The following is a 22,723-nucleotide window of genomic DNA, read 5'->3' as shown; positions in this document are numbered from 1 at the left end:
ACTTTTTATATAAACTATGAATTTAAAATTACGACTGACCATCCTCAGCTTTCTCCAGTTTTTTGTTTGGGGAGCATGGCTGATTACGATGGCTAACTTCTGGTTTGGCACAAAACATTGGGACGGTACTCAGTTTGGAGCTGTGTTCGGAACAATGGGAATTGCTTCTATTTTTATGCCAACCCTTACTGGGATTATTGCGGACCGTTGGATCAACGCTGAACGTATTTTCTCAGTATTACATATCCTTTACGGAGGAATGCTTTTTATATTGCCACACTCTGCAGATCCGAATTCCTTCTTTTCAGTAATGCTTGTCGCAATGTGTTTTTATATGCCTACCATTGCTTTGGCCAATTCAATTTCCTATACAATCCTCAAAAATAATAATATGGATGTGGTGAAAGATTTTCCACCAATCCGTGTTTGGGGTACTATTGGTTTTATTGTCGCAATGTGGATTACCAATCTTACAGGAAATAAGGCTACAGAAGGCCAATTCTACATCGGAGGTGCAGTAGCTATAATTTTAGGGATTTATGCCCTTACATTACCAAAATGCCCGCCACAGAAACTAATCGACAAAAAGTCTCCGCTTTTTGAACAGTTAGGTTTAGATGCACTTAAGCTGTTCGGAAACTATAAAATGGCATTATTCTTTATGTTCTCTATGCTCTTGGGAGCTGCATTGCAGTTAACTAATGCATATGGAGACGTTTTCCTAAGTGAATTTGCTCATTTCCCGAAATATGCTGACTCATTTGTCGTACAGAGATCTACCATCATTATGTCTATCTCTCAGGTTTCAGAAACCTTATTTATCCTGGCAATTCCTTTCTTTTTAAAGAAATTCGGAATCAAAAAAGTAATGCTGATGTCTATGCTGGCATGGGTTTTAAGATTCGGATTCTTTGCCTATGGTGTACCGGACGGATTCGGGCTTTCATTGATTGTTCTTTCTTGTATCGTATACGGAATGGCATTTGACTTCTTTAATATTTCAGGGTCGCTTTTCGTAGAAACAACTACAGATAAAAAGATACGTTCTTCAGCACAAGGTTTATTTATGATGATGACCAATGGTTTTGGAGCTGTTTTCGGAAGCTACATCGCAGGGTGGGCTATTGATAAATTTTTTACTCATAAATTTACCACTGCAGCAGATCTTTCAGCTTACTTAGATACAACCTCAGATAATCCAGGTTTCCTGGAAGTCCTGAAAAACAGTTTTAATGCAGCAGTAAACTCAGACGGAACACTTTCTTCCGTTGTTATGGTAAAAGACTGGCACCAAATATGGCTTTCTTTTGCAATCTATGCATTAGTACTGGCAATATTCTTTGCGGTATTGTTCAAACATAAACATAATCCCGAAGATGTTTCCTCTGTAAAACACTAGTTTAAACCAACATTTATTATACATACAAAATTGCATTTTTTTAAATGCAATTTTTTTTATCCTTTTTCAAACAACAATTTGGAAGACTATCAGAAGATTTCCTCATTTCTTTTGGCATCCGTGTTTTGATGAAGAAAAAAGCAGAGAAAAAAGGATAAAGGTTGATTTTTAAATTGGTAATAAATATGTTTATTATTTATATAATTATTAAAAATAGCGGAGCTTTTTTGTGACTAACGATTGTTCGGGTACGTAATTTCTATTTTTAAAACACACCGTTTAAAAGTGTGTTTTTTTTTGTATTTTGGCACTTTAGTAAATATGAAAAATATTCAGTTATTAGGATTACTGCTTGTTGTGGCAGGTAGTTTTTTACCTTTAGTACACATACCTATCATAGGGATTTGGAACTATTGGAAACTTGATCATTACCTGGCTATTGCATGCTGGATTTTTGCTGCCTGCGCCGTATTCGGAATTGTAAATAACAGTACCAAAATAGTACGCTTTTTTGGGATACTGCTTATCATTTTGTTTGCATTCACTTTGGTAGCCGTTAAAATGCAGTCTTTGCAATATTTCAGTTTCTTACCTTTCAAATCCTGGCAGGAAACATTTGCAGGAGTTGTTAAGCTAAAGTGGGGTTGGGCAGTAGAATTTTTAGGAGGATTTCTAATGATTTTTGCCGGAAACAATAATCGTAAATAATAGAGTACAGATAGAATATGAAACTTGTAAAAACATTATTTTCTGCAGGAATCGCACTGATAGCCTCCGCTCAGGCCCAGGCTCAGGTACAGTCTAAAGATAAAGAAACAAAAAAAACAGATACGCCTGTTAAATGTGCCAATCTAAAAGAAGGCAAATTTTTGAACCCCAATTATCCTGAAGCAATCTGGTATATGACTATTAAAGACAATATTCAGACAGAATATTTCAATAGTGGGAAAGATTACATCAAATCTACAGTAGTTTTTCTGGACGACTGTAACTACAAAAGGATCGTTATGGAAAAGTCTGATAAAAATGATCCTATTCAGCTAGGCGATGTTTTCAACAGCAAAATTGTGGCCACGCAGGATAACCTTCTGAAGGTCGCCATTACATTTGAAGGATCACAGTTTGATGTAGTATATGTAAAAGTAAAATAAATTTAAATTATATAAATGAGGCAATTGCTTCGTTTTGGCTAAAAATAAAAATTATATACATGAAAGAAGTATTCATTGTTTCCGCAGTAAGAACTCCGATGGGGAGTTTTATGGGAAGCTTATCAACAGTTCCGGCTACAAAACTGGGAGCAACTGCTGTAAAAGGAGCATTAGACAAAATCGGATTAGATCCTAATCAGGTTCAGGAGATTTATATGGGAAATGTTCTTCAGGCAGGAGAAGGTCAGGCACCAGCTCGTCAGGTAGCTTTAGGAGCAGGTCTTTCAATCAATACCCCTTCTACAACAGTTAATAAAGTATGCGCTTCAGGAATGAAGGCTGTTACTATGGCTGCTCAGGCTATCAAAGCAGGAGATGCAGAAGTAATCGTAGCAGGAGGTATGGAAAATATGTCTTCAGTTCCTCATTATTACAACGCAAGAGTTGCCACAAAATTAGGCGATGTTAAAATGTTGGACGGAATGGTGTTGGACGGTCTTACAGACGTATACAACAAAGTACATATGGGAGTATGTGCTGAAAAATGTGCCGTAGATTACAATATCACAAGAGAAGATCAGGATAACTTTGCGATCGAATCTTATAAAAGATCTGCAAAAGCATGGAGCGAAGGAAAATTCAACGAAGAAATTGTACCGGTTTCTATTCCACAAAGAAAAGGAGAGCCTGTAATCTTTGCTGAAGATGAGGAATACAAAGCTGTAAATTTCGACAGAATAACAACCCTTCCAACAGTATTCAAAAAAGAAGAAGGAACAGTAACGGCTGCCAATGCATCTACTTTAAATGACGGTGCATCTGCTCTTATCCTTGTTTCTAAAGAAAAAATGGAAGAACTGGGATTAAAACCATTGGCAAAAATCGTTTCTTATGCTGATGCTGCTCAGGAGCCAGAAAACTTTACCACAGCTCCTGCAAAAGCCTTACCTATCGCTCTTAAAAAAGCTGGTCTTGAAGTTTCAGATATCGATTTCTTCGAATTCAACGAAGCATTCTCTGTAGTAGGATTGGCAAACAATAAAATCTTAGGATTAGATGCTGCTAAAGTAAACGTAAACGGAGGAGCTGTAGCATTAGGACATCCACTGGGAAGTTCTGGTTCAAGAATTATCGTTACGCTGATCAACGTATTGAAGCAAAATAATGCAAAATACGGAGCTGCTGCTATCTGTAACGGTGGTGGTGGTGCATCTGCAATCGTTATTGAAAACCTATAATCATTACATACAACCATATAGCATGGTTTCAGATATAAAAACGGGGTCTAAGGACCCCGTTTTTTAGGTTACAGAGTCCATTGTTCGGGTCTCTCAGCCCTCTCTGAGACATCTCCGATACCAGCTGATAGATCTGGAACGGTATGGGAATCTTTTCCAACACTGTCATACATCTCATCAATAATAATTTTTTAAAAAGATTGTTTATAATTATTATCTCCAAATTAAAATTAAAAACCATTGAATATTCAGCGGTTTTTTTATTTTTGTGCTACTAATATTTATTTGAAATGTCTGAAACCGAGAATCGACAGTCTAAAAACATAAAAAATAATCCTAAGATTATGAAAGCCTGGGCTGTATACGACTGGGCAAACTCCGTGTATTCCCTGGTGATTACCTCTACTATTTTCCCCATTTATTACTCTATTCTTACCACAGCTTATGAGAAGAAAGAATATATTGCGGAAACCAAAACCTGGATTGACGTTCCGGTGAGGCATTTGATCAAAATTTTTGGAAAAGAATATCAGCCGGATGCCGTTTATGGATATTCCTTAACCATTTCATTTTTTATAGTCGTATTACTGTCTCCATTTTTATCCTCTTTGGCAGATACTATTGGTAACAAAAAATCATTCCTGCAGTTTTTCTGCTACTTGGGCGCTACTTCGTGTATGGGATTGGCAATGTTTACAGGAATGCATAATGTCTTTTTAGGACTTCTTTTCAGTATTACAGCCAGTGTTGGTTTTTGGGGAAGTTTAGTTTTTTACAATTCATTCTTACCGGATATTGCCACACAGGACAGGCAGGATGCTCTTTCTGCTAAAGGATATGTGTATGGATATATAGGTTCGGTAGTTTTAGTAGTGATTTGTCTGATAATGATTCAGGTTTTTGCTAAAGGAGCAGCGCAGCAATTATTATTCACCAGAATCAGTTTCTTATTAACAGGAGCATGGTGGTTTGGGTTCTCCCAATATACCTTTAAGCATCTTCCACAATTTGGAAATGTAAAAGAGAAGCTTCCTAAAGATTTAGTATTACTGAACTATAAAAATATCTTTAAAAAACATGAGGAACAGGGAGGTTTCTTCGAAGTACTGAAAGACAATATGAGCTTTTATGTTGATATTGCCAAAGAAAGTTTTCATGAGCTGTTTAAAGTAGGAGGGGTGCTTTTCAAAGATAAAAATCTGAAATTTTTCCTGTCAAGTTTCTTCTTTTACAGCGTGGGAATGCAGACGATTTTCCTGATGGCTACCTTATTCGGAAAAAGTGAAATTAACCTTGCTCAGGATAAACTGATCGGAACGTTATTGGTGATTCAGATTGAAGCGATCATTGGAGCAGTGATCTTCTCAAGATTATCAAAAAGAATCGGAAACAAAAATGTAATATCAATAGCCATTATTCTATGGATAGTAGCTTGTTTATGGGCTTACTTCCTTAATAAAGAAAATCCTACTGTAGAATATCAGTTCTATGGAGTAGCAGCTGTGGTTGGTTTGGTAATGGGAGGGCTTCAGGCGATGTCGAGATCTACTTATTCAAAACTGCTTCCTGAAGATTCAATGGAGAACACCACTTATTTCAGTTTTTATGATGTATTGGAAAAAATTGCCATCATTATAGGAACCTTTATATTTGCGACCCTGATCGAGCATTTTAATAATATGCGAATTGCAGCCTTATCAATGACCATATTTTTCGGCGCAGGATTGATTCTGATAAGATTCCTGAAAGTCAAAATGAGAAAAGACAGAGAAACTTTATAAAAGTAAAAAGACGTTATTTTTAACGTCTTTTTTTATTTTAAACGAATAAAAATCTTCTGTTTATTCCTTTAGTTTCATAAAATTATATGCTATTAGTTATTCGAAGAAAAAGGCTATCCTTTTTCGCTATGCTTTGATTTTTTTTGTTTATTTGTACAAGATATAAATTATCAGAATCATGAAGAAAATTCTATTACTTTGCTTTTTGCAATATTTTGTTGTTGGTTTTTCTCAGCAATTGAAACCAATCGCTCAAAAAATTTTACAATATCATAATGATAAAACGGAGCTTAAAAGCTATCATTTATTTGAGGTAAATACATCCCCGGATAAACTGGCGGAATACAGACGTGCTGCCACAGACATTACGGTAATGTCCTTAAAGACTGCTGAACTGAAAAAACTGACCAAAGAGAAACCGGATTTTCTTGAAATTACAATTCCATTGGATGGAGGAAAACAGATTACGTTGGAAATGTATAAACACAATATCTTAACCAACGATTTTAAAGTAGTTACAGATAAAGGTCAGGTAGTAGAATATACTCCGGGAGTATATTATCAGGGAATTGTAAAGGGAGATAATACATCAATCGTTGCTTTCAGTTTCTTCAACAATGATGTTATCGGAGTCGCTTCAACCCTGGAATTAGGAAATATAGTGGTTGGAAAAGCAAAAAATTCCAATGATTTTGTAAGCTATTCAGACTCTAAATTAACAGGTTCAAATCCTTTTTCCTGTGAAGTGGATGGATTGAAAGAAAATCAGGTTCAAAGACCTGCTTTTAATCCTAATGAGACAAGCAGTAAAAAAACAAGTAACTGTGTAAGAATTTACTATGAAGCAGGTTATGGTCCTTATACTCAAAACGGAAGCGACACAACTACAACTACCAATTGGGTTACAGCTATGCATAATAACGTTTCAACACTTTATGCCAATGAAAACGTAAATGTAGCCCTAAGCGAAGTTTTTGTATGGACAACAACAGATCCTTATTCGGGTTCGCCAAGTGGAATTCTGAACCAGTTTAGAACTACCAGAACCTCTTTCAATGGAGATTTGGCGCAATTATTAAGAAATCCTGCTACCACTAGTATTGCATATGTGAATTCATTGTGTACCAATTATAAATATTCTTACTGTGGAATGAATTTTAATTATCAGAATGTTCCTACGTACTCATGGAATATTGAAGCGATGACGCATGAGCTTGGTCACAATCTAGGTTCTCCGCATACTCATGCCTGCTTCTGGAACGGAAATAATACAGCGATCGATGGATGCGGGCCTGCATCGGGTAACAATGAAGGATGTACTGCAGCACTTCCAGCTTTAGGAGGAGGTACTATCATGAGCTATTGTCATTTATTAAGCAGTGTGGGGATTAATTTTGCCAACGGTTTCGGGGTACAGCCGGGAACGCTGATCAGAAATACAATAGATACGAAAGGATGCCTTGGAACAAATTGTACAACGTCATGTTCTGGAGCAATCACAAATCTTACAATTGCAAATATCACCCAGAACTCAGCAAGTGCTACTTTTACAGATGCTGCTTCAACATCCTGGAAATACAGGCTTACAACAAGCAACGGCACTGTAGTATCTACCGGAAATGGGGCGACACAAGCTTTCAACTTTACCAATCTTCAGCCAGCTACTTATTATAACCTGAGTATAGGAAATGAGTGTAGTGGTCCTAATGCTTTCCTTACCTCAAAACTTTTTCTGACGGATGGAGCATGGTGTGACGGAGTTCAATTTACAGATACAGGAGGTACTGCAGGCCAGTATAAAGATAATGAAGAGATTGTAAAAACCTTTTATCCAACCTCAGGCTCTACAATGACCATGAATTTTACAGAGTTTGATCTTGAGCAAGGATATGATTTTATGTTTATCTATAATGGGCCTTCAACCTCTTCACCCTTATTTGCCAATGGAAATAATCTGACAGGAACTACAATTCCTGGTCCGTTTACATCCACAGATCCTTCAGGTGCCATAACGGTAAGATTTGTTTCTGATGGAGGAGTTACAGCAAATGGCTGGAATGTAAATTTCGGCTGTAGTGTACTCGCAGTTGAGGAGGTAAGTACCAAAAATAATACCGTAGATATTTACCCTAATCCTGCCAAAAATAAGATTATTCTTTCATCAAAAGAGGCATTCAAATCGTATAAAATCTATGATGAAGCGGGGAGATTGGTAAATTCTGCATCTTCTTTAAAAGGAAATAAGCAGGAAATAAATCTTTCTACTCTTCAGACAGGAAACTATGTAATCACTGTAGAAACGACAACTCAAATCATCAACAAAAAACTGATAAAACAGTAATTTCCAAATAAATTCGAAAAAAAGCCTGAGATTCTCAGGCTTTTTTTATATTTTTAACACATATATAAAGCAGAAAAGACCAAAATAATTCATATTCGGCCCAAGTTTTGCTTATATTCAGCGGAATAATTTTTAACTTTGCAAAAAGATTTATTGTCACAATGACCAACCCATTATTTTATGCAAAAATAATTCTGTTTGGAGAATATGGAATGATTGAAGATTCCCAGGGACTTGTAGTACCCTACAGTTTCTATAAGGGAACTTTGAAATTTTCAGATCTAAGCTCTGAATTTGAGCTCAATTCCAACAGACATCTGCAGAAATATTCAGATTTTCTTACCGTGCTTGATCTTTCCGATGATTTTAAATTGGATATCGAAAGCTTCAAAAATGATATTTCAAACGGCCTTTTCTTTGATTCCAATATTCCTCAGGGGTATGGAGTAGGAAGTTCAGGAGCTTTGGTGGCTGCTATTTTTGAAAAATATTCAATCAGCAAACTGAATCCGGACAACATATCAAAAGATAATCTTAAAAAATTAAAAGCTGTTTTTGGTGAAATGGAAAGCTATTTCCATGGCAAAAGTTCAGGGATGGATCCTTTGATCTGTTATATGAACCTGCCGATTCTTATCGAAAATAAAGAAAATTTAGACCGTGTTTCCATTCCTGATGGTGAAGAAGGAAAAGGAGCTATTTTCCTAATCGATTCCGGTATTACAGGAGAAACAGGTCCTATGATCCAGATTTTCTTTGAAAAAATGAAAACAGAAGGTTTCCGTAAGACACTTAAAGAAGAGTTTATCCGTTACAACAATGCTTGTATAGAGGCTTTCCTTAAAAAAGATATGAACCCGTTCTTCAGAAATTTAAAAAAACTGTCTCACTGGGCTTATGAACATTTCCGTCCTATGATTCCTGAAAGTATTTTCAATATCTGGAAAAAAGGACTGGATTCCAATGCCTATTATCTGAAACTTTGCGGAAGCGGAGGAGGTGGATATATTTTAGGGTTCACCAAAGACTATGAGAAAGCTGAAAAAATGCTTGACGGCTTCCAAAAAGAAGTGATTTACAGATTTTAAATAGATTGGAATGAATTCTGAAAAAGAAACTTTCCAATCTAAAAACTATGTCTCTAAATCTTTATTTTACAGATTTTCACAATTCGTAGGCTTTCTGCTTGGAGCCCGTTTTTTTGTAGCGGTTCTCCTTACATTTGCCTTGTATGTTTCTACTTTTTTCCTGTTTAATCAGGATGAATCTTTTAGAAAATTTGTATTTGATTTCAAAGTACACGGTATCATTTTCTGTACGGTACTTACCATTCTGGCGGGAGGAATCATTAACCAGTTTTATGATTTGGAGAAAGACCATATTGTAAAGCCTTTCAGAACCAGAGTTCAGAGCTTTATCAAGCAAAAATATTTTCTATACGCTTATCTGGTGCTCAGTGCTATTTCTTTAGGAGTCGCCTGGACTATTTCACATAATGTTTTTGTATTTTTTGTGGTGTACCAGTTCTTTATGTGGTTGTACAGCCATAAACTTAGCAGAATTCTGATTGTAAACAACCTTACCTTTGTCAGCCTTACCCTATACCCTTTTTTCGGAATGATGGTATACTATGAAACATTTTCTAAAAAAGTCTTTCTGATGGCTGTTTTTCTGTTTTTGATTCTTTTATGCATTGACATCGTAAAAGATACTCTTACAAAAACAGTTGATAAAACATTCGGATATATTACCATTCCCAATTACTTTAAAAGCCGGAATACCAAGATCATTCTGATCTCTTTACTGTTGGTAACAATGGCTGTTTCTATGAAAATCATTACCAAAACAGGAGTTTCAGGTTTTATGGCTTATTACTTCGCCGGTGGGCTCTTTGTGATGATTGCATGTATCTATCTTTTCTTAAATTCTACAAGAAGAAGTAACTTTCTCACACTGAACATATTACGATTTTGGGTCTTTGTAGGAATTATTGCGATGCTTTTAAATGGAATAGAGCATAAATTGTAAAAAAAATCTTTAAATAAACTGAGGTTATTATTACCTTTGCATAACTAAATTTAATAAATAGGAATGCCCATTTTTAATGATACTAAAGTTGCATTTGCAGATAAGTCTGATGCACAATTGAGAAAGGCTTACTGGATGTTTAAAATGATTGAACAGCCTGCTCTTACAAGCCTTGGAACTTCTGTTCTTAATTTCACAGTACACAACAACTTTCCTTTCGTTACAGGAATTGTAAAGAAAACCTTATTTGAGCAGTTCTGCGGTGGAGAAACCCGTGAAGAAAGTATGAAGGTTGTGAAACAGCTTTTCAAAAGAGGAGTTGGAAGTATTTTTGATTACTCGATTGAGGGGAAGGAAGATGAGGAAACTTTTGACGCGGTATGCAAAGAGATTAAAGATATTGTAAGATTCTCAGTGGGAAATCCGGCAATTCCCTTTATCGTTTTCAAACCCACAGCTTTTGGAAGAATTGATCTGTATGAAGCTGTTGGAAAAGGAGCTGAACTTACTACAAGCCAAAAGGAAGAATGGGAAAGAGTGGTAAGAAGGTTTGATGAGGTATGCAGCCTTTGTCATGAAAATGATAAAAAAGTAATGGTAGATGCTGAAGAAACCTGGATGCAGGATGCGGCAGATCACCTTTGTGAAGAGATGATGGAGAAGTATAACCAAGAAAAAGCTATCGTTTGGAATACCATCCAAATGTACAGAACGAAAAGATTGGAGTATATGGAAGCCAACCTTCAGAGAGCGAGAGAAAAGAATTATTTTATAGGATATAAGATTGTTCGTGGTGCTTATATGGAAAAAGAGAGAGCCAGAGCAGCAGAAAAAGGATATGAAGATCCTATACAGCCTACTAAAGAAGCTTCAGATAAGAATTACAATGCAGGAATCGACTTTGTAATGAATCATCTGGATAAAGTATCAGCATTCTTTGGAACGCATAACGAGATCTCTTCAGAACTTATTATGGATAAAATGAAAGCCAGATCTCTTCAAAATGACAATCCACACGTTTATTTCGGGCAGCTTTATGGAATGAGTGATAACATTTCTTTCTATTTATCAGATAAAGGCTATAATGTGGCTAAATATCTCCCATATGGCCCGGTAAAGGATGTTGTTCCCTATCTTACAAGAAGAGCTAGAGAAAACACCTCAGTGGCCGGACAAACCGGTAGAGAACTAGGTCTTATTAAAAAAGAACTGGAAAGAAGAAAAAAATAACAATAGCATATATAAAAATAACAAGACTCGCTAGTATTAGTGAGTCTTGTTTATTAGAGTTAATTCTGTAAAGTAGTAAAAGTTCCTATATCAGTACTATATTTTGATAGTATAAATGAAATTAGTAATAATTTGAATTATTTATTAATTTGTTATTTATTATACAATGAAATATTAAATATATTGATTTTTTAACTTTTATTTATTATATTTGATAAAACGAATAAACTAACCCATGAAAATACTGCCATCTTATTCTGGCTTACAGTAAGAATATTCTTCAGATTTTTCTTGGATATAGTTGCCCAAAATCAAACCGCGTTAAAATTTTCAGACCATTTGCCTTTGAGGAGGTATGTAAGAGATAAGACAATAAATCTTTAGGTTAATTTAAAAAACAAATAAAGCAATAGCTTTAGTTTTCTTCTTCAAATATTTTTTACCTGACCACTTTTCTTTGGTCAGGTTTTTTTATGGCTCAAAACTTTCGAATTTTCCGTTTTCGTAGAACAGAACAATCCGTTTTATTTTATGAGTCTGATTTCCAATAGCTTGTGCTAGTAAATTTTCTGCAGAATTTTCTAATCGCTGAGAATCGGATATTTTTTCCGAAGCCTTACTAGGGGATGATATAAGTGATTCTCCAGCTGTTGCCTGGGGCTCGCTAATACCTGTTTCAACAGTTCCAAATTCTTCATCTTCGTTGATCATGGTAAAAAGATCGGGTAGAGGAGTTGGCTGTATTTTTTCTTCTTCAGCTGCTTTCTCTGGAATTTCTACTTCGGGAAGTTCAGACTTCAGCATAACACCTTCGCCGGTAACCAGCCAGTCCCAAAGAAGTTCAGGAAAACGGTTTTTAATTTTTATGATAAACTCCAGGGAAGGTTTATTTCTTCCGGATGTAATATGCGAAATAGAAGAACGCTGCACATCAATTTCATCAGCAAACTCTGAAGGAGTAAGATTAGAATACTCTATAATTTTTGAAATTCTTTCGTTTAAACTCATAAAAATAAGCCTTTAATTATTTTACAAATGTAAATAATAGAATTGACAAATGCAATATACAAATGTGAATAACTGAAAATTTCATCAATATACAAATGTAAACTAATTATAAATGCTTAATTTATAGTGATTTATTTTCTATTTACAGTTGTATTATAATGTTTCTAACCATTAAAGTACTATTGATACGTAATAACCTCTAAAGTCTCTGAATTAGCTAAATTTCGTATAAAACCTGATTATAAATGTAAATTATCAGGGATTTTAAGCCTCTATTTCACTCATAAATTACCAATATCTACTGTTTACATCATTAATTTACAGAAATACAAAACAATTGGTCAATAAATATCTAATTATTTCATAAATAAGTAGTTAATTACGTATACAAGTGTAATTTAAAACTGTAAACTCATTGCTTTACACTATTTTTCGATTAGTTTTCAGATAAATGTCTGATATATTTCTAAAATGATGACAGATAAAATTCCAAACCTATTTTCTAACCCAAATCCAGGCAAATTGGAGAGTAATTTTTAAATTTAGAGTTATTTACATTTGTTTACATTTGTTTACTTCAATATATAAACTTCATATAAGCATTTTATTTGTTTGATTATTTAATGTCTATTTGTCCTATTTTACAGCTATTTTCACTTAAAGTAACCTTACAAATAGTATTAAGGTAAAATTCATAACTAACTGAAATGTAAATATTTAAATGTTTTAAATTAAATTATTCGCAATCCACAATTTTATCCACAGACATTTTGACAATACAAGCTGTTTAACAATGTTACAAACTGCAATTTTGTTTTTACGGTAAAAGTTTGATAATTTAACTTTGGTATTTACGTATTACAATTGTTAATTCTGTTAGTTTTCATGAATTTTACGTTAATTTACATATGTTAATTTACTTTTTTACCTTAAAATGGTTAAATTTGATTCTTGTAAACTATTCCAACAATGAATTTTGAACAGATCTATTCTCAAAACCCTAATTTCTCAAATCGCTATATTTCTCCTGAAAAATTATTTTCTTACTTACAGGCCAACCTCAGTGATTATATTCAGAAGATCGGAACTTCTTATTTAGACCAACCTATTTACCAATTAAGTATCGGAACCGGAAATATTCATATATTGGCATGGTCACAAATGCACGGTAACGAATCCAATGCAACACATGCCATGTTGGATCTTTTGACCAGTCTTGATAAAGCTCCTGAAATGAAAGAAGACCTCTTCACTAAAATAAGGCTGGACTTTATCTTTATGTTAAACCCGGACGGCTCTGAAAGATGGACGAGATTGAATGCTGCGAATATTGATCTGAACAGAGATTTTCACAATGAAGCAAGTAAAGAGATTAAATTCCTTAAAAATGCAGCTGCCTCGAGGAAATATGACTATGCACTGAATTTGCATGAGCAAAGAACGATTTTTACGACAGATGGTATTCATCCTGCTACTCTTTCTTTTTTGGCTCCTTCTGAAAACGTTGAGCGTACCGTTACAGAAAATCGCAAAAAATGTATGGCGGTGATTGGAAATGTGTACAGTCATTTGAAAGAAATGATTCCCGATCAGATTGGAAGATATTCGGATGAGTTTTATCCTACTTCTACGGGAGATAACTTTATCAAAGCCGGAATGCCTACGATCCTTTTTGAAGGCGGACATTTTGTAGACGACTACACCAGAAAAGGCACCAGAAAATATTATACTATTGCCCTTTATTATGCTTTGAAGGCGATCAGCGAATTAAATTCGGATACTACTGGTTGGGAAACTTATCTTGAAATTCCGGAAAATAAAGAAACGCATTACGATATTATTTACCGTAACGTAAAGCTGAATACAGATCACGAATGTATTTTAGACATAGCGGTTCAGTATAGAGAAATAAAAGAGGAGGGAAAGGATGAAATTTCTTTTATTCCTTTTGTAATGGAAGCCGGAGATGTACGAAATAGAAAAGGCTGGGTGGAAATAGACTGCACGGGAAAGAAATTTATTTCTGCCACTAAATATCCAAAACTCGATGCAGTAGTGGAATTTAAAATAGAAGATTAAAAGGGTATAGCTGTTGAGCTGTACATTTTAAATTGTACGAAATTCCTTTCTGTTTTTAAATTAAAAATTACCTCTATGAAAAAAGTACTGACCTTATTATGGATGACCATAGGAATGTTTGTTTGGGCGCAAAATCAATCATCCATACCTTATAAAGCTAATGACAGCGTAATGGTAACGGTGGTAATGAAACATTTACAGGAAAATCCGGTAGATTCCATTCAGGCAAAAGTAATGAAACAGAAGTTTTATCAAAAGCTGAATCAAAGCCATGCCCGAATTCTGTCGTGGAATGTGGTGATGGGTATTGGCCAGATTATGACTTTACGCTTTAAACCGGAATATACAAGAGAAGTTAATCAGGTATTTGAAAGTGGAGCCTGGGGCGGATTCAAAACAGAGTTTTATCCTTCCTATGATTTTCTGCCTATTTATCCGGTGATGCTGGAAAAAGAAAAGAAACAGACTCAAAGAAAATAATAATTTTTAATAAAAAACGTCCTCAAAAGTTACTTTTGAGGACGTTTTTTTATGGTTTAAAACAGATTAGTTAATAACTTTAATTCCGTTTGCTACAAATCTGATTTCTTCTTTAGGCTGTGTAATAGCATCAATCTCAGACTGAGGCTTTTTAGCATCTTCAGCATAATGCTTCTGTTCGTTTACAGAAGTTACTTTTCTTTCTGCATTACCTTCCAATACTACATTTTTACCTTTCAAAGCAGTGGGTACAAAGAAGGCATAATCTTTCATTTTCACAAAGAATTTTGAGTTGTCCTCCGTTTGGATGGTCAACCAGCATCCTTTTTTATCACAAACATCCGTCACTTTTCCTTTAACGGCTACATTTTCAACCTTTTTGTTATCTTTTTTAAGCTGTTTATTCAGTTTGTCTACGCTAATCGCTTTAGATTCAATAGATGAAGATACTTCACTTCCGTAAGTATCACCTACCAATGCTTTTCCGGGAGGCGGGCCCATTTCCTGTGCAAAAGCAAGAGAAGAAGCACTCACAGCTACAGCAAATAATATGGTTTTAAGTTTCATTTTTAATATTTTCCCAAAAATACTAATTAAAATCGAATCATAACGGAATAAAAAATGATTTACAACAGGTGGTATCAAATTTTCAATAAAATTCAAAATCAAACAGAGATTTGTTTATATTTGACGCCTATACTTGACTATGCAAAAAAAACTGAAACTATGGGACGCCATTATGTTGGTAATGGGGTCCATGATCGGAAGTGGGATCTTTATTGTAAGTGCTGACATGATGCGGAACCTGGGATCAGGATTTTGGCTTATTGTAGTATGGATCATCACAGGAATTATGACTGTAGCAGCAGCTATAAGTTATGGCGAACTTTCTGCCCTGTTTCCCAAAGCAGGAGGACAGTATACTTATTTGAAGGAGATTTTCGGTAAAAGAATGGGCTTTCTCTACGGTTGGGGACTTTTTACAGTAATCCAGACAGGAACTATTGCAGCTGTAGCAATGGCTTTTGGAAAGTTTACAGCTTATCTTATTCCTTCTCTGAATGATGCTGAACCTATTTTTCAAAGTGGAGAATTTAAAATCACCTGGATTCAGATTCTGGCCATTGCTGTTATTCTTCTGCTTACCTATATTAATACCAGAGGAGTACAGAGTGGAAAAATTCTTCAGAATATATTTACCGGTTCCAAAATCATTGCTTTACTGGGCTTAATTGCCTTAGGCTTTATTTTAGTAGATTTCTCCCATATGGCTGAAAACTTCAGTTGGGGAACAGAATCATTTAATAATCTTAAAAAAGACGGAGTAGGTAATTTTCTTAAAGAAGGTTGGGAACCTATCGGTGGAATGACTTTATTAGGAGGAATTGCTGCTGCTATGGTAGGATCAGTTTTCAGCTCTGTGGCTTGGGAAAGTGTAACATTCGTTTCCGGGGAAATTGATAATCCGAAGAAAAATGTAGTAAAATCTATGATTTATGGAACCTCTGCCGTAATGATTTTGTATATCGCTGTGAATTTCGTTTATCTGAACTCGTTAGATAGAGACAGTATTGCTTTTGCAACCAATGACAGAGTAGCTGTTGCTGCATCACAGAATATATTTGGGAGCGCAGGAACAATTATCATTGCATTACTGGTAATGGTTTCTACATTCGGATGTGATAACGGACTTATTTTAGCGGGAGCAAGAGTTTTCCAGACCATGGCTAAAGATGGAATGTTCTTTAAGTCAGCCATTAAAAACAATAGCAATGAAGTTCCTGAAAATGCTTTATGGATGCAGGGAGTATGGGCTTCTATCTTATGTCTGAGCGGACAGTATGGGAATCTTTTGGATATGATCTCCTTTGTGATCGTACTTTTCTATATGATTACCGTTTTTGGAGTTATATATTTAAGAATGAAACAGCCCGATCTTGAAAGGCCTTACAAAACATGGCTTTATCCTGTAACACCTATTATTTATCTGGTAATTGGAGCATGTTTCTGTATTCTGCTTTTAATCTACAAGCAGCAATATACATGGCCGGGGTTTGTACTCGTTCTGTTGGGGCTCCCTGTTTATTATTTCATCAACAGGAAGAATGCAGATCATTAAAAATGACAGAGAATATTAAAAAATATAAAAAGATTAAGGGCTTTCAATTCATTTGAAGGTCCTTGTTTTTTGGATAATATTTCAGATAGTTTGGCAATTATTTAGTGAAAATGTGTATTTTGGTATCTTGTTTTTAAAGAAACAGGACCATGAAGTAAAAATAGAAAGTTATGGATACACCAAATTACAGAATGCCTTTCGTACCGTCTACTTTAATGACCGAAGGCGGAAGTATCGATACCTGCGATATGGGGGAAAGTATTGCCCACAATATTATGCTGCTGATCACCACGAAAAAAGGGGAGAACAGATATGATGAAAACTACGGAAACGATGTTTGGAATCTGGAATTCGACAATGGAGTTACCAGCGCCATCTGGGAAAGCGTTTTTATCAAAAGCCTTAAAAGACAGATCCAGGAATATGAACCCCGGATTGTTAACCCGCAGATTGATGCTCATATACAATTTGTAGAACACAGCTACGATACTAAAGAACACACAGAAATCAAAAAGAAAGTAAGAATTGCCATCAATGCAAAAATGGAGGAAACAGGAGATCGCTTCAGTTTTTCAACAGAGCTGTTCCTAAGCCCTATGTCTATTGATTAATATTTTTAACATTGAAAAAAAATTATGAACCTAGATCAAAATATTTACTCCAAAGAATCTGTAAAAGCAAGAATGCTGCAAAATGCAACTAAAGTATGGGGATTGAAGAGTCCGCAATCTTTAGATCCATTTGTCAAATTACTGATTGACGCATTCAGCACAGAAGTTTTTAAAGCGAATAATGAAATACAGACTGTAAACGCCCGTATTTTAGAAAAGCTGGCTAAACTGCTTACCCCATCCATTTATACGCATCCTATTCCTGCCCATTCGGTAGCATTTACACAACCTTACGAATCTTCTGAGGTTTTGTTGGAACACACAGAGTTTTTCTTCCGTAAACAAATGACCTCCACCGTAAAATCGGAGTCGGATAAGCAACTCAATATTCCCTTTACTCCCGTAGGAAATGTAAGAATAAATAAAGTTCATACTTCCATCATGTTTGTAGGAAATACCTGCTATAGTATTGATGACAGATTCAACAAAATTCCGATTGCAAGATTTCAGGGAAGACCAGAAGATTACAGAAAAATTACAATAGGAGTAGACGTTACCAAATATGTAAGTGAAAATTTTCCGAAATATTTAAGCGTATTCTGCTCCAATCCGGCTTTTGAACATCTTGACTTTGTCTATAAATTACTCCCTTACATTAATGTTACCAGTAATGGAAATCCTTTATTTGTAAGAGAAGGGCTCAGTTATCTTACAGAAAGCCATGCCGATGGGTACGAGCAGATGTTTAAAGAACAGTCCATCAGAAATAAAGTTATTGAAGATATTAAAAGTATCTACCGTCATAAATTCATCGAGATTACAGGAATTTCCAATACTCTGTTTTCTGAACCCGGACAATTGCCTCAAAACCTTGATTTTCTTGCCGGCAAAGAAGAAATTGTAAAGTACCTTGACAATAAACGTTATCTATGGCTTACTTTTGAGTTTCCGCCACAGTTTTCGGCAGAAATACTGGATAATTTCTCATTTGTACTCAATGCTTTTCCAGTTTACAACAGAGGCTGGAAAAAAACAGAATACAGTCTGGATATTATGGGGAACAACATTCCGTTAGTCACAGACGAAGGGGAACATTTTCTGTATGTAGATGAGGTTCAGGATGGTGACGGAAGAAAATATACGGAAATTCCTTTCACTCCGGCAGACGATCTTAAAAAAGGATTATACACGGTAAGAAAAGGAGGCATGGAACGTTTTACCAACCGAAATGCAGTAGATATGATTGCCAATGTTCTTGAACTTACAAGAGACGAAATTGCAGCTTTCTCACTTCTGAACAGAGATAATGTAAAAGGCGTTCTCAGCGAAATGTCTGATAAAATGAAATCGATGGTGCAGAAAGTAAATAACGCCAAAAGAAATGTCAGACAGGAACTGAACTATGTGATTATGGAACCTGTAGAAAAAACCGATCATACCTATGCTTCCTTTTGGGTAACACACTGTACACTTGCCAACCATATGCGACCTGGAACTGAACTTTCCAACCAGTTGAAATCACAGACCGTTGTTCTGCTTACAGAAACATTAGGCGGAGCTGAAGAACAAAAAGGAACAGACAGCATTCAGGCTTATAAATATGCCTTGACGACAAGAGATAAAATTATTTCCCTTGAAGACGTTAAAAACTATTGCCGAATGATTTTGAAGGATGAGCTGAGAGAGGTGAAAGTGAGAAGAGGAACAATGATCAGCAATAAGCCTAAAGAAGGCTTTGTAAGAACGGTAGAAGTAGAAATTATCCCACAAAATTATTCTTTTTACGGAAGGGCCTACTGGGAAAACAGAGCCAATATCCTTCGAAATCAAATCATTGCCAAAGCTATAGATGGGATTGAGTATCTTGTGAAAGTAACCAATGAAGATATAGAATTCCAGGATATGTAGAACAATCCTGATTTTAAAAATACAACCAATAATAAAAAAATGCCGTACCTCTACGGCATTTTCAATATATATCTGTTATCTAATTATAATAATAAACCCATAAGTAAAAACAATTTCATAAACACTCCTCTCCCCAAACATCTGTGAAAATCCGCGAAATCCGCGGTTAAATAATTCCCCATACAGAAAAACATTCTCATAAAAACTCCACTACGCAAACATCTGTGAAAATCCGTGAAATCTGTGGTCAAATAATTCCCCATACAGAAAAACATTCTCATAAAAACTCCACTTACGCAAACATCTGTGAAAATCCGCGAAATCTGCGGTTAAATAATTCCCCATACAGAAAAACATTCTCATAAAAATTCCACTACGCAAACATCTGTGGAAATCCGTGAAATCTGTGGTCAAAAAATCACCTATAAGGAAAAACATTTTCATAAAAATTCCGTAATTTTGCCAGTCGTGATTTTCAGACAAAATCACCCCAAATTATGAGCAAATCAACAGAATATATAGAAGTTTACGGAGCTCGTGAACACAATCTAAAGAATATTAATGTTAAAATTCCGCGCAACGAACTTGTTGTGATTACCGGCCTTTCCGGGAGCGGAAAATCCTCACTCGCTTTTGATACCATTTTTGCAGAAGGCCAGCGTCGTTATATCGAAACATTTTCTGCTTATGCACGCCAGTTTTTGGGTGGTTTGGAGCGTCCTGATGTAGACAAAATAGAAGGTCTTTCTCCGGTGATTGCCATTGAGCAGAAAACAACCAATAAAAATCCAAGATCTACGGTAGGAACGGTTACTGAGCTGTACGATTTTCTACGTCTTTTATATGCAAGAGTTTCAGATGCCTATTCATTGTCCACGGGGCAGAAGTTGGTAAGTTATACCGAAGATCAGATTCTGGAAACCATTAAAGAAAACTACAAAGGTGAGAAGATTATGCTTCTTGCACCCGTAGTTCGTTCAAGAAAAGGTCACTATCATGAACTTTTTGTACAGATGGCAAAAAAAGGATATGGCCAGGCAAGAATTGATGGTGAGTTGCAGGATATTGAATATGACTTAAAACTTGACCGTTATAAAACCCACGATATTGATATCGTCATCGATCGTTGGATCATTGGGGAAAACGCTTCAGAAAACAGAATGGAAAAATCCCTGCGTACCGCAATGGAAATGGGAGAAGGCATTATCGGAATTCAGAAGCTGGGAAGTAAAGATATTGAATACTTTTCCAAAAACCTTATGGATGCTGAAACAGGACACTCTTTAGCATTACCGGAACCGAATACCTTTTCATTCAACTCTCCGAAAGGAAGCTGCCCAAATTGTAAAGGGTTGGGAATGATCAAAAAAATCAATACCGATTATTTTATTGATAATCCAAAGTTGTCCATTAATCAGGGAGGTTTGCTTCCGCTCGAAGATATTAAATCGAATAAATGGATCCTTTCTCAGATTAAAAATATCCTTGAGATCTTTGGATTGGGATTAACCACTCCGATGAAGGATATTCCTGAAGAAGCACTGGATTATATCTATAACGGTTGTCATAAAGAATTTAATAAAGACCTGAAATACGCAGGAATTACAAAAAAAATAAAGATCAGCTTTGACGGCTTAATTGCTTTCATGGAAGAAATTATCGATGAGAGAGAATCTTACGAGGCAATTTTACTGGAAAGACACTTTACGACAGAAGAAACCTGCCCGGAATGTGGAGGAACACGTCTTCAGCCTTCAAGCTTAAGCTTTAAGATAGACGGAAAAAATATTGCCGAAGTCAACGGTTTAAGTTTGGCTGATTTAAAAGATTGGCTGGCGGATGTTAAAGATAAATTTTCAGAGAAAAATAAAATCATTGCTCACGAAATTTTAAAAGAGATTGAAACCAGACTTCAGTTTCTGTTGGATGTAGGATTAGATTACCTGAGTTTGAGTAGAAGTTCAAAAACCCTTTCAGGAGGTGAGTCACAGAGAATACGTCTGGCAACGCAGATTGGATCCCAATTGGTAAATGTACTGTATATTCTGGATGAACCTAGTATCGGGCTTCACCAGAGAGATAATGAAAGACTGATTCATTCATTAAAAAATCTTAGAGATATCGGAAACTCTGTATTGGTAGTAGAACATGATAAAGACATGATTCTTGAGGCCGATGAGGTGTTGGATATTGGTCCAAGAGCCGGAAAATTCGGTGGAGAGATTCTCTGGCAGGGAAAACCGAAAGATTTATTAAAAGCCGATACGATTACGGCTCAATATATCAACGGAAAAAGAAAAATTGAAATTCCTGCAGAAAGAAGAGCAGGAAGTGGTAAAAATATTCTTTTGAAAGGCGCTACAGGAAACAACCTTAAAAACGTAACCTTAGATATTCCATTGGGAAAATTGGTGGTGGTAACCGGAATTTCAGGAAGTGGAAAATCTTCCCTGATCAACGGAACGCTATATCCAATCCTGAATAAACATTTCTACAGAGCAGTTCAGGAACCGTTACCATACAAAAAGATTGAAGGGCTGGATAATATTGATAAAATTGTAGACGTAGACCAGACTCCGATCGGAAGAACGCCTCGTTCAAATCCTGCAACTTATACAGGTATGTTTACCGATATCAGAAACCTTTTTGCAGAGCTGCCGGAAAGTAAAATCCGTGGTTATAAGCCGGGAAGATTCTCTTTCAACGTAAAAGGCGGAAGATGCGAAACCTGCCAGGGAGGAGGATTAAAAGTGATTGAAATGAACTTCCTTCCGGATGTATACGTACATTGCGAAACGTGTAACGGAAAACGTTTTAACAGAGAAACCCTTGAAGTTCGTTACAAAGGAAAATCAATCTCTGATGTTCTGGATATGACGATTGATGAAGCCGTAGAGTTCTTCCAGCCGATTCCAAAGATTTTTGCTAAAGTGAAAACTCTGCAGGATGTTGGTTTGGGATATATCACATTGGGGCAGCAGTCTACCACACTTTCGGGAGGAGAAGCGCAACGTATCAAGTTGGCAACGGAATTATCAAAAAGACAAACCGGAAACACTTTATACATTCTTGATGAACCCACAACCGGACTTCATTTTGAAGATGTGAAAATCCTGATGGATGCTATTAATCAATTGGTAGAATTAGGAAATTCTTTCATTATCATTGAACATAATATGGATGTAATAAAACTCGCCGATCATATTATCGACGTAGGTCCCGAAGGTGGAAAACACGGCGGACAAATTGTTGCGCAGGGAACGCCTGAGGAAATTGTGAAGTCTAAGAAGAGTTTGACTGGGAAATTTTTGAAGAAGGAATTATAAAATTATATAGATATATTACGGGAA

At 35.7% G+C, this 22,723-nt stretch carries 17 protein-coding genes; 15 read left to right on the top strand and 2 right to left on the bottom strand.

Annotation, left to right across the window (positions count from 1 at the left end):
* The first annotated feature begins 16 nt into the window (after positions 1-16).
* The 9 genes from ACQ76T_RS07680 (at position 17) to ACQ76T_RS07640 (ending at position 11,168) form a co-directional block, all read left to right on the top strand.
* On the top strand, positions 17-1,399 hold the full coding sequence (locus ACQ76T_RS07680) for a nucleoside permease (RefSeq protein ID WP_431342729.1): 1,383 nt from the start codon (positions 17-19) through the stop codon (positions 1,397-1,399).
* Positions 1,400-1,720: 321 nt separating this feature from the next.
* Complete coding sequence (locus ACQ76T_RS07675; protein WP_431342728.1) at positions 1,721-2,107, top strand: hypothetical protein; 387 nt, start codon at positions 1,721-1,723, stop codon at positions 2,105-2,107.
* A gap of 17 nt (positions 2,108-2,124) precedes the next feature.
* Positions 2,125-2,550 carry a hypothetical protein gene (locus tag ACQ76T_RS07670; protein ID WP_431342727.1) on the top strand — a complete coding sequence of 142 codons (426 nt, stop codon included), beginning with the start codon at positions 2,125-2,127 and terminating at the stop codon, positions 2,548-2,550.
* Positions 2,551-2,609: 59 nt separating this feature from the next.
* A complete protein-coding gene (locus tag ACQ76T_RS07665; RefSeq protein ID WP_422692523.1) occupies positions 2,610-3,788 on the top strand; it encodes an acetyl-CoA C-acyltransferase in 1,179 nt (392 codons plus the stop codon).
* 290 nt (positions 3,789-4,078) lie between these two features.
* Positions 4,079-5,569 (top strand): MFS transporter, encoded by a 1,491-nt coding sequence (locus ACQ76T_RS07660; protein ID WP_422692521.1) that lies wholly within the window; start codon positions 4,079-4,081, stop codon positions 5,567-5,569.
* Positions 5,570-5,747: 178 nt separating this feature from the next.
* On the top strand, positions 5,748-7,910 hold the full coding sequence (locus tag ACQ76T_RS07655) for a M12 family metallo-peptidase (RefSeq protein WP_431342726.1): 2,163 nt from the start codon (positions 5,748-5,750) through the stop codon (positions 7,908-7,910).
* A gap of 161 nt (positions 7,911-8,071) precedes the next feature.
* Complete coding sequence (locus ACQ76T_RS07650) at positions 8,072-8,998, top strand: mevalonate kinase family protein (RefSeq protein WP_431342725.1); 927 nt, start codon at positions 8,072-8,074, stop codon at positions 8,996-8,998.
* A gap of 10 nt (positions 8,999-9,008) precedes the next feature.
* The gene (locus ACQ76T_RS07645) at positions 9,009-9,938 is read left to right on the top strand and encodes a UbiA family prenyltransferase (RefSeq protein WP_431342724.1); all 930 of its coding nucleotides are present in this window, start codon (positions 9,009-9,011) and stop codon (positions 9,936-9,938) included.
* A 63-nt stretch (positions 9,939-10,001) separates the two neighbouring features.
* Positions 10,002-11,168, top strand: coding sequence for a proline dehydrogenase family protein (locus tag ACQ76T_RS07640; protein WP_431342723.1), 1,167 nt, complete (start codon positions 10,002-10,004; stop codon positions 11,166-11,168).
* Positions 11,169-11,639: 471 nt separating this feature from the next.
* On the opposite strand, the gene ACQ76T_RS07635 is transcribed toward ACQ76T_RS07640, so the two are convergent.
* On the bottom strand, positions 11,640-12,176 hold the full coding sequence (locus ACQ76T_RS07635; protein ID WP_431342722.1) for a helix-turn-helix transcriptional regulator: 537 nt from the start codon (positions 12,174-12,176) through the stop codon (positions 11,640-11,642).
* 969 nt (positions 12,177-13,145) lie between these two features.
* Between ACQ76T_RS07635 and ACQ76T_RS07630 the strand changes: the two genes are divergently transcribed.
* Both ACQ76T_RS07630 and ACQ76T_RS07625 read left to right on the top strand, forming a co-directional pair.
* Positions 13,146-14,255, top strand: a complete 1,110-nt coding sequence (locus ACQ76T_RS07630) for a M14 family zinc carboxypeptidase (RefSeq protein ID WP_431342721.1) — start codon at positions 13,146-13,148, stop codon at positions 14,253-14,255.
* A 75-nt stretch (positions 14,256-14,330) separates the two neighbouring features.
* Complete coding sequence (locus tag ACQ76T_RS07625) at positions 14,331-14,735, top strand: hypothetical protein (protein WP_431342720.1); 405 nt, start codon at positions 14,331-14,333, stop codon at positions 14,733-14,735.
* Between the two features lie 66 nt (positions 14,736-14,801).
* On the opposite strand, the gene ACQ76T_RS07620 is transcribed toward ACQ76T_RS07625, so the two are convergent.
* Positions 14,802-15,302 carry a DUF4920 domain-containing protein gene (locus ACQ76T_RS07620; protein ID WP_431342719.1) on the bottom strand — a complete coding sequence of 167 codons (501 nt, stop codon included), beginning with the start codon at positions 15,300-15,302 and terminating at the stop codon, positions 14,802-14,804.
* Positions 15,303-15,441: 139 nt separating this feature from the next.
* Here ACQ76T_RS07620 and ACQ76T_RS07615 point away from each other — a divergent pair, with 139 nt between their 5' ends.
* The 4 genes from ACQ76T_RS07615 to uvrA all read left to right on the top strand — a co-directional run bounded on the left by ACQ76T_RS07615 (position 15,442) and on the right by uvrA (position 22,699).
* Positions 15,442-16,854 (top strand): APC family permease, encoded by a 1,413-nt coding sequence (locus ACQ76T_RS07615; protein WP_431342718.1) that lies wholly within the window; start codon positions 15,442-15,444, stop codon positions 16,852-16,854.
* A 170-nt stretch (positions 16,855-17,024) separates the two neighbouring features.
* Positions 17,025-17,465 carry a GPW/gp25 family protein gene (locus ACQ76T_RS07610; protein ID WP_431342717.1) on the top strand — a complete coding sequence of 147 codons (441 nt, stop codon included), beginning with the start codon at positions 17,025-17,027 and terminating at the stop codon, positions 17,463-17,465.
* Positions 17,466-17,489: 24 nt separating this feature from the next.
* Entirely contained in the window at positions 17,490-19,373 is a 1,884-nt protein-coding gene (locus ACQ76T_RS07605; protein ID WP_431342716.1) for a type VI secretion system baseplate subunit TssF, read from the top strand.
* Positions 19,374-19,870: 497 nt separating this feature from the next.
* Positions 19,871-22,699, top strand: a complete 2,829-nt coding sequence (uvrA, locus tag ACQ76T_RS07600; RefSeq protein ID WP_431342715.1) for an excinuclease ABC subunit UvrA — start codon at positions 19,871-19,873, stop codon at positions 22,697-22,699.
* Positions 22,700-22,723 lie beyond the last annotated feature (24 nt).

Source organism: Chryseobacterium sp. JK1 (assembly GCF_050632815.1).
Lineage (GTDB): Bacteria > Bacteroidota > Bacteroidia > Flavobacteriales > Weeksellaceae > Chryseobacterium.
The sequence above is the reverse complement of the archived record's forward strand: the minus strand, read 5'-3'. Positions and strand labels throughout refer to the sequence as shown.